Genomic DNA, 14,350 nt, shown 5'->3' with positions numbered 1-14,350 from the left:
CCCACCACCCCACCACCCGGCGCCGTTCCGCGCCGCTTGCCCCGCCCGCCCGTGCAAGGAGAACGCCATGACCCGTGTCGCCGCCGTCGACTGCGGCACCAACTCCATCCGGCTGCTGGTCGCCGATGTCGACCCGCGCACCGGGGAGCTCAGGGAGCTGGACCGTCGGATGAAGATCGTCCGTCTGGGACAGGGCGTCGACCGCACGGGCCGTCTCGCGCCCGAGGCGCTGGAGCGTACGTTCGAGGCCTGCCGCGACTACGCCGGTGTCATCCGAGAACTGGGCGCGGAGCGGGTGCGCTTCGTCGCCACGTCCGCTTCCCGCGACGCGGAGAACCGGGACGACTTCGTACGCGGCGTGCGCGATCTGCTCGGCGTCGAACCGGGGGTGATCACGGGCGACGAGGAGGCGGCGTATTCCTTCGCCGGGGCCACCCTGGAGCTGACCCGGGCCGCCGGTGCCACAGGGGCCGCAGGGGCGGGTACGGCGGGCGCGCCTGACGGGGGCCCGGCGCACGAGCCGCCCTATCTGGTCGTCGACATCGGCGGCGGCTCCTCCGAGTTCGTGCTCGGCACCGACGACGGACGGGTACGGGCGGCCCGTTCCGTCGACATCGGCTGTGTCCGGCTCACCGAGCGCCACCAGCTCGCCGATCCGGTGACCGGGAGTCAGGCCGCCGCCGTCCGGGGCGACATCGACGCCGCGCTGGATGAGGTCGCCGGGACGGTACCGCTCACGGAGGCGCGCACGCTGGTCGGTCTCGCCGGTACGGTCACCACGGTCGCCGGAATCGCGCTGGGGCTGGACGCGTACGACCGCGTCGCCACCCACCACTCGCGGCTGAGCGCAGGCCAGGTCGGCGAGATCACGGCGCGGCTGCTCGCCTCCACGCACGCGGAGCGCGCCGCGATTCCCGTGATGCACCCCGGCCGGGTCGATGTGATCACGGCGGGTGCGCTGATCCTGTCGGCCGTGCTGGAGCGCACCGGGGCCCCCGAGGTGATCGTCAGCGAGCACGACATCCTGGACGGGATCGCGGGTCGGCTGGCCGCCGGGCAGTGATCCATGACGCCGCCGCAGCGCTCCGGCACTGAGTGCCGGGCTGCCTGGCACCACGTGCCGGAAGTAAGTTTGTGAAGTCCTTCACAAGAAATAGTCCCCGGTCGGTCCCCGCAGAGGCATGTAAGGGCCGGATAAGAGCCCCTGATCGCCCCATTCGGTCTGCCGGGGCGCGGAACAGGCCAACGGCTCCACCCGCCGGCCGGGTGACTGGTCTACCCGGGCGGCGACCGAGAAGCGCAGCTCAAGGCCGGTGCTTCCGCCCGTCCGGAGGCGGTGGTCCGCCCCTCTGGAGGGATGCGGCGGCAAGGCGGCGGGCAGTGTAGCAGAAGACCCGCAGGTGCTTGTGAACACCCTCACGAGCACCCCCCTCCCAAGTGCTGGATACTCGATTCCATGAGCACCACGGAGCGTCCTCGAATCCTCGTAGTAGGTGGCGGGTACGTCGGCTTGTACGCGGCGCGCCGCATTCTGAAGAAGATGCGGTACGGCGAGGCGACGGTCACCGTCGTCGACCCGCGCTCGTACATGACGTACCAGCCCTTCCTCCCCGAAGCAGCGGCTGGTTCCATTTCCCCCCGCCACGTCGTGGTTCCGCTGCGGCGCGTGCTCCCCAAGGCGGAGGTCCTCACCGGCCGCGTCTCCACGATCGACCAGGACCGCCGGGCCGCCACCGTCGTACCGCTGGTCGGCGAGCCGTACGAGATTCCGTTCGACTATCTGGTCGTCGCGCTCGGAGCCGTCTCCCGCACCTTCCCCATCCCCGGCCTCGCCGAGACCGGCATCGGGATGAAGGGCGTCGAGGAGGCCATCGGCCTGCGCAACCACGTCCTGGAGCAGCTCGACAAGGCCGACTCCACGACGAACGAGGACATCCGCCGCCGGGCGCTGACCTTCGTCTTCGTCGGCGGCGGCTTCGCCGGGGCGGAGACGATCGGCGAGATCGAGGACATGGCGCGCGACGCCGCCAAGTACTACCCGAACGTCAAGCGCGAGGACATGCGCTTCGTGCTCGTCGACGCCGCCGACAAGATCCTTCCGGAGGTCGGCCCCAAGCTCGGCGAGTGGGGGCTCGAACACCTCCAGAAGCGCGGCGTCGAGGTCTACCTGAAGACCTCGATGGACTCCTGCGTCAGCGGCCACGTGGTGCTCAAGAACGGGCTGGAGGTGGACTCCAACACCGTCGTGTGGACCGCGGGCGTCAAGCCCAACCCCGCGCTGGCCCGCTTCGGTCTGCCGCTCGGCCCCCGCGGCCATGTCGACACCACCTCGACGCTCCAGGTAAAGGGTGTCGGCCACGTCTGGGCCGCGGGCGACAACGCCCAGATCCCGGACCTCGCCGCGGGCGAGGGCAAGTGGTGCCCGCCGAACGCCCAGCACGCCCTGCGCCAGGCCAAGACCCTCGGCGACAACGTCATCTCCGGCATGCGCGGCTTCCCGCAGAGCGACTACAAGCACGCGAACAAGGGCGCGGTCGCCGGGCTGGGGCTGCACAAGGGCGTCGCGATGATCGTCATGGGCAAGATGACGATCAAGCTCAAGGGGCGGCTCGCCTGGTACATGCACCGTGGCTACCACGGCATGGCCGTACCGACCTGGAACCGCAAGATCCGGGTCTTCGCCGACTGGACGCTCGGCATGTTCCTCAAGCGCGAGGTCGTCTCGCTCGGCGCGATGGAGAAGCCGCGCGAGGAGTTCGCGGAGGCCGCCGGACCCGTCATGGCCGCCGCCACCGCCGAGGGGCGGCGGGCGGAGAAGGCCCAGCAGGCCGGGGAAGCCCAGCGGGCAGAGAAGGCAAGGGCAAGCTGACCCTCCGCTGCACCTCGTACACCGATACGCCGAAGGGGCGTGAGCCATCCGTGGTGCTCACGCCCCTTCGGCGTGTCCGCACGGCCGCTGCTGACGACCTCCCCCGCACCTCCTCGCCGTACGGGCGAACCCGCCACCGGGCTGACGCGCCCTCATCACACGGGCACACCCCGGCCGAAGGCTCGCGGCCGCATCCGCCGGCACGGGGCGAGCAGTGGGAAGCCTCGGGCTTGCTACGGCGTTGCACTGGGCACAGCCGCGCAGTAGGGCTGTATACGTGCTGACAAGCCCGCTCATGACGGAGGTGTGCCATGGCCGACGCCGCGCCGCGGCTCCATGCCCTTGCGGAAAAGGTACTCAATACGCCCGTCCCGGTACGCATCCGGGCCTGGGACCGCAGCGAGGCAGGGCCACCGGGCGCACCGACCCTCGTCATCCGCCACCGGCGGGCGCTGCGCCGCATTCTCTGGCGGCCGGGCGAGCTGGGCCTGGCACGGGCCTGGGTGGCCGGTGAGATCGACATCGAAGGCGATCTGTTCGAAGCGCTCGACGGAATCTCCCAGCTCCTCTGGGAGCGCGACCGGGAAGCCGACGGCGCAGGCGCAGGCGCGGGCGGCGGAGAAGGCGGCGAGAAGGGCAGCGGCCCCGAGCCCTCCCGCGGTCTCCCGGCGCTCGCACGCGACCCGGCCGTACGTGCCGCCGCCCGCGAACTGGTGCGGCTTGCGGGCCCCTGGCCGCCGCCCCCGCCCCCGCCCGAAGAGGTGCGCAACCGCACCGGACTGCGCCACACCCTGCACCGCGACCGGCGGGCGATCAGCCACCACTACGACGTGGGCAACGAGTTCTACGAACTGGTGCTCGGCCCGTCCATGGTCTACTCCTGCGGCTACTGGGACGAGCCCGGCACCCGCGGCGCCGGCGGCACGCTCGATGAAGCGCTCGACGAGGCGCAGCACGCCAAACTCGACCTGATCTGCCGCAAGCTGGCGCTGCGCCCGGACCAGCGGCTGCTGGACGTGGGCTGCGGCTGGGGCTCGATGGTGCTGCACGCGGCGCGCGAGTACGGCGTGCAGGCGGTGGGTGTCACGCTCTCCCAGGAGCAGGCGTCGTACGCCCGCAAGCGGATCGCCGACGCCGGGCTCACCGACCGGATCGAGGTGCGCGTCCAGGACTACCGCGAGGTCGCGGACGGGCCGTACGACGCGATCTCCTCGATCGGCATGGCCGAGCATGTGGGGTCGGCGCGGTACCGCGAGTACGCCGAGGTGCTCCACGGGCTGCTGAAGCCCGGCGGGCGGCTGCTCAACCACCAGATCGCGCGCCGCCCCGCACAGGACGAGGAGGCGTACGAGATCGATGACTTCATCGACGCCTACGTCTTCCCGGACGGCGAACTCGCGCCCGTCGGCCGGACGATCGGCCTGCTGGAGGAGGCGGGCTTCGAAGTCCGCGATCTGGAGTCGCTCCGCGAGCACTACGCGTGGACGCTGCGCTCCTGGGTCGCCCGGCTGGAGACGCACTGGTCAGAGGCGAATCGATTCACCTCGCCCGGCCGCGCCCGGGTGTGGCGGCTCTACATGGCGGCCTCGGCGCTCGCCTTCGAACACAACCGGATCGGCGTGAACCAGGTACTGGCGGTCCGCACCCCCGCAAACGGCAGGTCGGGGCTCCCCCTCCACACCCGCGACTGGCAAGCCGCCTGACCGCCGTGCCGGGGCGGTGAGCGGGGCCTGTCCAGGCGGGGGTCGGCCCGCCTGGACATGCTCCCGTCCGGCGCCGCCCCACCCGACCGGCGCGCCGCCGCCTCCGCCTCCGCGTGCGCCCGGCTCGCGCCGGGACGGACAGCCCCCGGTGGCCAAGCCGGTGACTGCGACCCGGCGGGGCCCGTCCGGGCGGGTGACGGCGATGGCAGGCGTCGGCCGTGCCGCCAGGGGCGGGGCGGCCGGGCCCGGGACGGGCCAGGGCCCGGCACCCCCTCCGCGGGTGCCGGGCCCTGGTGCGTGTGGCTGCGCGACCACGGTGGGCCGGGCAGTACACGGTTTTACTCGGTTTTGATCGCGGCCAGCATGTTCATCTTTGCCGCCCGCCGGGCGGGCCACAGTGCGGCGAGCACGCCGACCGCCGCGGCGAGTGCCAGGAACAGGGCCATCCGGCCCCACGGCAGCACCAGCGAGTAGGCGTCCAGGCCCGCGGAGGCGATCAGTTCACCGACGGACCAGCCGAGGAACACACCGAGCCCGATACCGAGCACGCCTCCGAAGAGTGAGATCACCAGCGATTCGAGCCGGACCATCCGCTTGATGCCGCGCCGGTCCAGGCCGATGGCCCGCAGCATCCCGATCTCCTGGCCGCGTTCGAAGACCGACATGGCCAGGGTGTTGACGACCCCGAGGACGGCAACGATCACGGCCATCGCCAGCAGCCCGTACAGGATGTTCAGCATGAGGCTGATCACCTGGGCGATGGACTCGGAGAGGTCCTCCTTGTCCTGGACGAGGACGGCCGGGTTGTTCCCGAGGCCCTTCTCCAGCGACTCCTTCACGGATTCGCTGGCGCCGTCCTTGGTCTTCACCATGACCTGCATGTCCTCGATCTTGGACAGGTGCGGGGTCAGAGTCCTGTTGTCCACCATGGCACCGCTCATCAGCGCGTTGCCCTTGTAGATGCCGCCGACGGACAGGGTGCCCTTCGCGCCGTCCTGGTACGTCACCGCGACGTCCGAGCCGACCTTCCAGCCGTTGTCCTCGGCGGTGTCGTCGTCGACGACGATCTTCTTGCCGCCACCGAGGCCGTCCCAGGAGCCCGCGGTGAAGTCGAGCTGGGTCAGCCCGCTCACGGTGTCGCCGTTCACCCCCATCAGCGTCTCGTTCTCACCGTCGAGGCGGGTGGAGGCGAAGCGGTACGCGGTGCTGGACGTGACCTGGTCCATGGACCGCAGCTTCTCCTCCACATCGGGGGAGAGCGGCTCGAAGTTGGCCATCGAGATCGTGTAGTCGGCCTTGATCGCGTCGCTTGCCATCTTGTCGATGGCGTTCTGCACACCACTGGCGATCACGGTGAGGCCGGTGATGAGGGTGAGCCCGATCATCAGCGCGGAGGCGGTGGCTGCCGTACGGCGCGGGTTGCGCACCGCGTTCTGGCGGGCCAGCTTGCCGCTCACGTTGAACAGCCGCAGCACCGGGGCGGACGCCGCGATCAGCGGGCGGGACAGCAGCGGCGTCAGGACGAAGACGCCGATCAGCAGCAGGCCCGCGCCCAGGCCCATCAGGGCGTTGTCCCCGCTGGCGGACGCGGCGATCACGAGCGCCGCGCCGCCGCCCGCGAGGACGGCACCGATGGAGTTCCGTACGATCAGCGAGCGGGTGGTGGCGGGGGCGTGCATGCTGCCCATGGCCGCCACCGGCGGGATCTTCGCCGCGCGCCGGGCGGGCAGCCAGGCGGCGAGCACCGTCACCACGACGCCCACCACGAGGGCCGTCACGATGGTCGTCGGCGAGATGATCAGCGGTCCGTCCGGCATCTCGCCCAACGAACCGACGAGCGAGCGCAGTCCGACCGCGATCCCGATGCCGGCTGCCAGGCCCGCGACGGCGGCGATGACGCCGACGGCGGTGGCCTCGATCAGTACCGAACGGGTCACCTGGCGGCGGCTGGCTCCGACCGCCCGCAGCAGCGCCAGTTCCTTGGTGCGCTGGGCCACCAGCATGGTGAAGGTGTTGGCGATGATGAAGATGCCGACGAAGAGCGCGATACCGGCGAAGGCCAGCATGGCGGTCTGCATGCCGGACATCTGGCTTTCGATCTCCTTCGACTGGTCATCGGCGAGCTTCTGCCCGGTGACCGCCTTGGATTCGGGCGGCAGGATCTTCTCGGCCGCCGTCTCCAGCTGCTGCTGCGTGGTGCCCGCGGCGGCCCGCAGCTGGATCTCGGTGTACTGGCCGGGCTCGGCGAACAGCTTCTGCGCGGTGTCGTTGTCGAAGAGGACGAGGGAGCCGCCCGCGGCGACGTTCCCGTCGTCCGTGGTGAAGACGCCGACGACCTTCTCCTGGTGCACCGGGCCGCTGAGCGAGGTGGCGACGGTGTCACCGACCTCGTAGCCGGTGCGGTCCGCGGTCTTGTGGTCGATGGCGATCTCGCCCGCGTTCGCCGGGGCCCGGCCTTCCTTCATCGGGTAGCGGTGGTCGCTACCCTTGCCGTCGGGGCCCGCGTAGTAGTTCGCGCCGAGGGTGCCCCAGCCGTCGCCGACGAGGTCGCCGTCCTTGTCGGACAGCCCGGCGAAGCCGGAGACGACGCCGGTCGCCGACTTGGCGCCGGGCAGCGCCGCCGCCTCGTCGAGGGTCTTCTGGGTGAGGTTGGGGGCCGGGCCGAGGTTCTTCTTGTCGTCCTTGTCCGGGTCGTCGGGCTGGATCGCCACGTCGACGTGGCTGAATCCCTTCTCGGAACTCTTCTGGAAGGCGTCCTGGATTGTCGAGGTGAAGACCAGGGTGCCGGCGACGAAGGCCACGCCGAGCATGACGGCGAGCACGGTCATCAGCAGCCGGGCCTTGTGCGCCAGCACATTGCGCAAGGCGGTACGGAACATGGGGCAGTCCTGAGGAAGTGGTCCGCGCCCTCGTGGGCAGCGCGCACCGCCGCGCGGGGGCGGTGGACGCTGCGCAATGCGGGACGCGGGGCGCGGAGTCGGAAGCGGATGGCGGACGACGGGGGTCAAGTGCCGTCGGCCGCCCGGGGCCTGGGGGCCGGGGCTTGAAGCCTTGGGGCCTGGAGCCTTGGGGGCCTGGGGCCTGGTACTGCGAGCGGGGAGTTGCCGCTGCTCAGCTGGTGCGGCCTCGGGCGTCGAAGTCCTTCATGCGGTCGAGCACCGACTCCGCGGTGGGGTCGGCCATGTCGTCGACGATGCGGCCGTCCGCCAGGAAGACCACCCGGTCCGCGTAGGCGGCGGCGACCGGATCGTGAGTGACCATCACGACGGTCTGACCCAGTTCCCGTACGGAGTTGCGCAGGAAGCCGAGGACTTCGGCGCCTGCGCGGGAGTCGAGGTTTCCGGTCGGCTCGTCGCCGAATATGATCTCGGGCCGGGATGCGAGGGCGCGGGCGACCGCGACGCGCTGCTGCTGGCCGCCGGAGAGCTCGTTGGGGCGGTGCTTGAGCCGGCCGGAGAGCCCGACCGTCTCGATCACCCGGTCCAGCCACTCCTTGTCCGGCTTGGTGCCCGCGATGTCCATCGGCAGGGTGATGTTCTCCAGCCCGTTGAGGGTGGGAAGCAGGTTGAACGCCTGGAAGATGAAGCCGATGCGGTCCCGCCGAAGCTGGGTCAGCTTCTTGTCCTTCAGCGAGGTCAGTTCGGTGTCGCCGATCCGGGCGCTGCCGGAGGAGATCGAGTCGAGGCCCGCCATGCAGTGCATCAGCGTGGACTTGCCGGAGCCGGACGGCCCCATGATCGCGGTGAACTCCGCCTGCCGGAAATCGACGGAGACACTGTCCAGGGCGACCACCTTGGTCTCGCCCTGTCCGTAGACCTTTGAAAGGTCAGTGGCGCGTGCGGCGGCGGCACCGGAAGGCACTGCCGCGTAGGAGGCGCCGGCTGCGGCCTGGGTGGTGGTCACGAGAACGTGCTCCTGTCGTGGCGTGTGGGGTGTCCGTGAAGCGGACGGCGGAACATCCTTATCCTCCCCTCATTTTGACGTCCGCGGATCAACCGGTGAACCGGTTTCCGGGGGAGCCCTAGGAGGTATGCCGAGAGCAGTTCGTCCTACCTGGGGATGACACAACCCTGATGCGGGGGAGGAGAGCTGTGGTCGGGCGGCGACTTTCCGTCATTTCTGGTGACCTGCGCGGACCTGCGGGGGAGGGCTCCGAAGAGGGGAGTGTGCGGCTGATAGGTCGTCAGTTGTCAATAAAATAAGACAACATCGGGCTCTCGAGCCGGTGTTCGGGTGGAGACCTGGATAGGCTCATCCCACGTCTTGGGGGGCTTAGGCGGTCCTCTTCGGCGTGCAGGCGTCTGCCTGGAGCCAGTGCCCGGATGGTGGAATGCAGACACGACGAGCTTAAACCTCGTTGGCCCTTCGGGCCGTGCCGGTTCAAGTCCGGCTCCGGGCACCTCCGCGCCTACATGCGCTCACCTGCGGTGATGCAGCGAAATCTATGCGCTACGTTGCCCTCGCGGGAGCACCGTGGGAGCGCACGGAACTACTCTGCGTGGCTGTCGGGCGGGCACGCGTGTGAGAAAACAAGACCGCAGAGCCGGTCGGTCCCGTCCCGGCGCACGGTGCGGGTGACCTCCGGCGTAGGGCAGGGCCTCGTCGATCCACCACCACAGTTGACTGCACCGCGCTCTCGTCTTCCGTGTAACGCCGGTTTCGGGGAAACCCCGTACACCTGGGGCAGATGGTGAGAGGGTTGTGGAGGTGGTCTGTGGGGCGTGCTCATCGCGGCAGTGAGCGTGATCCCTTTCACCGGATCGCGTGTTGCCGTGGTGCTGATGGTCGGATCGACGTCGTACGCGTCGGTCGGAGTCGGGGGTCTGATGCGAGTTCTGTTGTTGACGTTTTTCCATGGCCTTGGTCATGTGGTGCGTACCGCGCGGGTGGGCTCGGCGTTGGTCGCTGCCGGTGCCGAGGTGCTGGTCGGCACGGCCGAGCCGGCGCGGCACATCATGACCGCCCAGGGCCTGGATTCGTTCCCCCTCACGGAACTGCCGCCGTTCCCGCCCAGAGAGCCTGGTGAGGAGCCCCCGCCCGCCCCGGCGAGAATCCGGTTGGCCGAGCCGGATTACCTCACCGTCTGCCTCGCCGAGGAGCGGGCGGCGATCAGGGAGTTCCGTCCGGACATGGTGGTCAGCGACTTCCGCGTGACGGGCGCGGTCTCCGCCGCCCTGGAGGGTGTCCCGGCCGCCTGGATCGTCAACTCCGGCTTCTTCACCCACCCCTTTCCCCAAGTGATGAGCGACGTGGTGCCGCAGCTGAGGCAGCTGGGCGTGCCCGAGGACATCGCGTGCCGCATCCTGGGGGACGTCCTCTACATTCCGGACTGGTCGCGCTACGACCCGCTGTCCGGCATCACCTCCCAGGAGTCAGCGGCTGCCCTGCGCTCCCTGGCCGAGATCCGGCATGTCGGCCCCGTACTGAAGGAAGCCCCGGACCAGTCGCCGTCGCGGGCCGAGGCGCGCAAGCGGCTTGGTGTCGACGCGGACGGCCCCCTGGTGTACGTCAGTCTCGGCGGCACGGCCCAGGGCTTCGGCCCGCTCACCACGATCGCCTCCCTGCTCGGTGAAGTCCCCGCCCGCACCGTGCTGGTGACCGGCCCCAACATCCCTCCCGAACGCCTCCCCGGCCACACCGCCGACCAGATCATGGCGTACACGGAGGACAGCATGCTCTGGACGAGGGCCGCCGACCTCGTCGTCACACACGGGGGGCACACCTCCACGATGGAGGCCCTCTGCCTGGGCACACCCCTTCTGGCGCTTCCCGGCCACGCGGAGCAGGAGTGGAACGCCTCTCGCGCGGTCTCCCTCGGCACCGGCGAGGTCCTGCCAGCCGATGACGTCGAGGCGGAGTTCGTCCCCACCGTCACCCGTCTCCTCGGTGACAGGGGCCTGGCCCACCGGGCTCGCACGGTGGGCGAGGTGCTGGCCTACCGCGACGGGGCCGCCGAACTCGCCTCCCACGTCATGGCTTTCGCCTCGCTCGCGGCACTGGAGCGGAAGCGGGATGACTGAGTCCCCGTCGGCGCCCGAGCTGTCGGTCGTCGTCATCACCCGGGACGACGAGACCTCCTTGCGCAGGCTTGTCGCCTCCCTGGGTGCAGCCGGCCAGGTCACGGACGCGTCCTACGAGATCATCGTCGTGGACGACGGTTCTACGCCTTCGGTGCGTGCCGACCTGGCCGAACTGACCGGCGGCGTCCCGCTCCTGCTACTACGCAGGGGCGGCGCGGGTAACCGCTCGGCAGCCCGGGCGGAGGGCGCGGAAAGGGCGCGCGGTCGCGTTCTCGCCTTCGTCGATTCGGACCAGGAGGCCCCCGCACACTGGGTCGCCGAACACCTGCGCTGGCAGCGCGCCTTTCCCTCTGCCGTGGTCGCCGGTCATCGGCGGCACCGTGACGAACCGGGTTCGTCCCACTGGCGGCCCGAAGTGCGGACCCGCGTCACGGCGGAGTTCTCCCAGAACTACGCGCGTATCGCGGGCGCCTGGTATCTGCCTTTCGGCTGCAACCTGTCCGTGCCGACCGCGCTCTACCACGAACTCGGCGGCCACAGCGACATCTTCGTCGGCTGGGGCTACGAGGACCATGACTTCGGCTACCGGGCCTGGGCCGCCGGCACCCGCACCGTGCACAACCCCTTCGCCTGGACCTGGGACCAGCACCACGTGGTGCGCACCGACGGCGACCGGGTCGCTGAGTGGGAAGCCAACCGAGCCCGCTTCCTGGCCGCCCACCCCGATCCTCACGCCCAGGCCGTGCGGCTCATCGACAACTACCCATCCGGTGAGGGCTCCTCACCCGGGCAGATGTGGATGGACTCCTTCCGCCAGTTCGACGCCGCGCTCCGCCTTCTCGACGACATCCCGGACCCGGCACCGCCCACACGCACCCTGACGGTCCTCTCACCCGTCGACGCGGCCCACGCCCGCACGCTGCTGTACGAGGACGTGCCGCTGCGCATCGTCGACGGCCTGCCCGGCTCGGACCTCGACCTGGAGGTCCAGCGCGAAGACCTCACCCACATCGAATACCACGCGCTACTGAGCTGAAGGAACCGGCCAGCTCACACACCCCACTGGTCTTCACCGCACCGAGGAATCTGGGACCGGTATGGCTCTTCTCCTGCGCTCACCACTTGGCGCGTGCCTGCTACTCGTATCCGCGATGACGGGCGTGATCAGCGTCGGATATCCCCTGGCGCTGAACTCAGCCGGCTTCGCCAAGGCGGACATCGCCCTGTTCTTCGTCATCAACTCCGTGATCGCCTTCACACTCGCGCTCTCCTCCAGCCGGCCTGCGGCACTCCGACACGCGTATCGGCTGCTGGTGCCCGCTCTGCTGATCGGGGCGTTGGGCGTCACCCTCGTCTGCACCGGCCACTCACTGCCTCTGGTCAGCCTCGGCGGTGCGCTGTCCATGGCAGCGGCTGTGTCTCTCCCGCTGATCCTGCGGCAGCTTCAGACGTCGCCAGCGGCCGCCGAACTGTCCGACTCCGTGCTCGCCGCCCGCACCCGCTGGATCGCCGTAGCGGGATACATCACGGGTGTCGCCGGTTTCGCCGGCTCCAGCTCCCTCACCGCATGGTGGCCTGGCTGGATACCCGTGGGCGCGGCCGTCCCGCTGCTGGCCGGCGCAGCTGTACTCGCAGCCGTCAGCAAGCGTGCCGTGACGGCGGCCACCCTCGCTGGTGCCACGGCTGGACGGACCTCCGTGGGCCGTCCCCCGGAGGACGTTGCCGGCCGGCTCGGGGCACGCCCTGCCCTGCTCCTCGGGGTGGCGGCGATCGTCCTGCTCAAGGCTGCCGACAGCCTGCGCCTCGTGTACCTGCCGCTGTTCGTCATCGCCTCCGGGTGGGACGAACGTCTCAACAGCCTTCTCTTCATGGCCACTGCCCTCGTCGAGCTCGCCATTCTGCCGTGGCTCGGCCGCTCCGGTGAGCGTCACCCCGCCGCGCGTCTGCTCGCCCTCGCGGCCCTTGGCGGCGCCGTGTCCTTCGCCCTCACCGCCGCCTGGGCCAGCTTCGGCTCCCTGCTGGCCTCCCAAGTGATCTACGCCGTCTTCGCCGCGGCGCTCCAGTCGCTCGGGATGGTGGTCCTCGCGGGTCTGATGAGGGGCGGTCTGCCCGCCGGCGCCGGCCTGTTCGCCGGTGTGATGCAACTCGGCTCCCTGGTGGGAATCCTCGCCCCGCTCACCGTTTCCGGCTACCGACCCGCCCTCTTCTGGATCGCGGTCGTCTTCTGCGCCGTCTCAGCCATCGTGTTGACGCTCCTGAGCCGGCTTACCAGTCCATCCGCCCCCTCATTACCCGGAGAGGTACCGATGACGATGTCCTCCACGAAGCTCCCAGCTGACGCTCGACGTCGACTGCACGACGAACCACAGACCACGCTCACACCCGACCTTCTGGTCCAGCCGGTTGATGTGGATCTCGCCCTCAGCGAAGGCGGCCGTTCACCCGTCGAAGGGTTGCCCGGCTGGCACAGCCACGGGGTGACCGCCGCCGTGGATCGCATACGGGAAGGCCACAGGCACGGCATCGGCGAGTTCGTCCTGCGTATCTCGGACACGAGCACCGACAGCAGACAGCGCTCCCTCTCCGCCCAGCTCGACCGGCACGCTTCCGCCGTCAGCCACCTCGTGCGGGAGGCGCCCCCGGGCATCCGCTGCACGGTCGATCCCTTCGCCCTCGCACTCAACCCCGACGGCACCTGGGGCCTGCGAGACGACACCGACGGCCTGGACGTACCAGCTACCTACGCGCTGCTGCGCGACACCGCCGCCGCTGTCGCCGAGGCCGGGGCTCACGGCATCGTGACCTTGGGCCGCCTGCCTCTGGAGGTGACGCACACCCGAGCGGGCATCACGTCGGTGAAGGGCCGCACACGCCTCTACTCGTTCTCGCAGAACAGTGAGACGAGCACGGCCTACGTCTATCTCGACGAAGACCACCGCGACACCGGGCAGAAGATCCTTCCCGGGAACCTGACGGAGATGACGCTGTGGTCACTGCTCGATGCCTTCCAAGGCACTGAGGTCTCGGTCACCAAGCCGCTGGAGAACTTCCACGCCACGCTCGACCTGGCCCGGCACATCCAGCACGAGGAACTCGTCGACCGACTGCTGAGCAGCCTCGACCCGACCGTGTCCGGCCTGCCGCCCCTCTCCGGCGACACGGCACGCTTGGTCGCCGAACTGCTGGACTCCCCGCAGACCGTGATGAAGTCACTCGAGCAGCTTGAGCTGTACGGCTACACCGTCTCGGGGACGACTCGCGCCTTGTCCGTCCTGGCCGCCGCCGACGGGCTGCGCCTGGCGAGGGCCCGCCTGGAGGAGTCCTGGCACAACTGGCTCGCCGCGGCCGGCCCCCAAGGCGGCCGCATCATCGACCGGAACGCCATCAGCTACCTCCAGGGTGGCCTGCTAGGGGCTGTCCCGTAATCCCTGGCGGGCGCACGACGACAGTTACGGCACCTCGCTGCGTTGCCGGAACGCCCGGATACGCCCAGTATGAGGACGCCCCTCCGCCTTGCGAAGCACCGCATCTGACGCCGCGCGCTGATCCACCAGGGACTACGGGACAGAACCCCCATGAAGCCCCTTCCCGGACGGAGCGCCCGGCGGCTCGTCGGCGCGGCGGCGCTCGCCGCCGCCCTGGCCGGGCCGTACGCCTCGCCGCTGTAGGTCGATCGGGTGAAGGGGGCTCGTACGGTCCCGGCTCCGGTGTCGTGCGTCGCGGCGCCGTACCGCCGTGTACGGGGCCTCAAAGCCCCT

Annotated in this window: 8 protein-coding genes and 1 tRNA gene; 7 read left to right on the top strand and 2 right to left on the bottom strand. The window is 70.1% G+C overall.

Annotation, left to right across the window (positions count from 1 at the left end):
* Positions 1–67: 67 nt before the first annotated feature.
* The 3 genes from LHJ74_RS24160 (at position 68) to LHJ74_RS24150 (ending at position 4,572) form a co-directional block, all read left to right on the top strand.
* A complete protein-coding gene (locus LHJ74_RS24160) occupies positions 68–1,063 on the top strand; it encodes a Ppx/GppA phosphatase family protein (RefSeq protein ID WP_260220308.1) in 996 nt (331 codons plus the stop codon).
* Positions 1,064–1,456: 393 nt separating this feature from the next.
* The gene (locus LHJ74_RS24155) at positions 1,457–2,869 is read left to right on the top strand and encodes an NAD(P)/FAD-dependent oxidoreductase (protein WP_260220307.1); all 1,413 of its coding nucleotides are present in this window, start codon (positions 1,457–1,459) and stop codon (positions 2,867–2,869) included.
* A 311-nt stretch (positions 2,870–3,180) separates the two neighbouring features.
* Positions 3,181–4,572, top strand: coding sequence for a class I SAM-dependent methyltransferase (locus LHJ74_RS24150; protein WP_260220306.1), 1,392 nt, complete (start codon positions 3,181–3,183; stop codon positions 4,570–4,572).
* A gap of 338 nt (positions 4,573–4,910) precedes the next feature.
* Here the strand turns inward: LHJ74_RS24150 and LHJ74_RS24145 are convergent, their stop codons facing one another.
* Both LHJ74_RS24145 and LHJ74_RS24140 read right to left on the bottom strand, forming a co-directional pair.
* A complete protein-coding gene (locus LHJ74_RS24145; RefSeq protein ID WP_260220305.1) occupies positions 4,911–7,451 on the bottom strand; it encodes an ABC transporter permease in 2,541 nt (846 codons plus the stop codon).
* A 232-nt stretch (positions 7,452–7,683) separates the two neighbouring features.
* The gene (locus LHJ74_RS24140; RefSeq protein ID WP_260220304.1) at positions 7,684–8,475 is read right to left on the bottom strand and encodes an ABC transporter ATP-binding protein; all 792 of its coding nucleotides are present in this window, start codon (positions 8,473–8,475) and stop codon (positions 7,684–7,686) included.
* 413 nt (positions 8,476–8,888) lie between these two features.
* Here LHJ74_RS24140 and LHJ74_RS24135 point away from each other — a divergent pair.
* The 4 genes from LHJ74_RS24135 to LHJ74_RS24120 all read left to right on the top strand — a co-directional run bounded on the left by LHJ74_RS24135 (position 8,889) and on the right by LHJ74_RS24120 (position 14,017).
* Positions 8,889–8,971 (top strand) — tRNA-Leu (locus LHJ74_RS24135).
* A 469-nt stretch (positions 8,972–9,440) separates the two neighbouring features.
* A complete protein-coding gene (locus LHJ74_RS24130; RefSeq protein WP_260220303.1) occupies positions 9,441–10,592 on the top strand; it encodes a glycosyltransferase in 1,152 nt (383 codons plus the stop codon).
* Positions 10,585–11,628: a glycosyltransferase family 2 protein gene (locus LHJ74_RS24125; RefSeq protein WP_260220302.1), complete on the top strand. Its 1,044-nt coding sequence runs from the start codon at positions 10,585–10,587 to the stop codon at positions 11,626–11,628. The genes LHJ74_RS24130 and LHJ74_RS24125 overlap by 8 nt, the downstream gene beginning before the upstream one ends.
* Positions 11,629–11,689: 61 nt before the next feature.
* On the top strand, positions 11,690–14,017 hold the full coding sequence (locus tag LHJ74_RS24120) for a porphobilinogen synthase (protein WP_260220301.1): 2,328 nt from the start codon (positions 11,690–11,692) through the stop codon (positions 14,015–14,017).
* Positions 14,018–14,350: the final 333 nt, after the last annotated feature.

Origin of the sequence: Streptomyces gossypii, from assembly GCF_025165795.1 — a bacterium.
GTDB lineage: Bacteria > Actinomycetota > Actinomycetes > Streptomycetales > Streptomycetaceae > Streptomyces > Streptomyces gossypii.
Note: the sequence above shows the minus strand (reverse complement) of the source record. Positions and strands in the feature narration are given on the sequence as shown.

Excerpts from the sequence above, each read along its gene's own strand:
- LHJ74_RS24120 (WP_260220301.1), top strand. The coding sequence starts at position 11,690 with ATGGCTCTTCTCCTGCGCTCACCACTTGGCGCGTGCCTGCTACTCGTA.
- LHJ74_RS24150 (WP_260220306.1), top strand. The coding sequence starts at position 3,181 with ATGGCCGACGCCGCGCCGCGGCTCCATGCCCTTGCGGAAAAGGTACTC.
- LHJ74_RS24160 (WP_260220308.1), top strand. The coding sequence starts at position 68 with ATGACCCGTGTCGCCGCCGTCGACTGCGGCACCAACTCCATCCGGCTG.
- LHJ74_RS24155 (WP_260220307.1), top strand. The coding sequence starts at position 1,457 with ATGAGCACCACGGAGCGTCCTCGAATCCTCGTAGTAGGTGGCGGGTAC.
- LHJ74_RS24125 (WP_260220302.1), top strand. The coding sequence starts at position 10,585 with ATGACTGAGTCCCCGTCGGCGCCCGAGCTGTCGGTCGTCGTCATCACC.
- LHJ74_RS24145 (WP_260220305.1), bottom strand. The coding sequence starts at position 7,451 with ATGTTCCGTACCGCCTTGCGCAATGTGCTGGCGCACAAGGCCCGGCTG.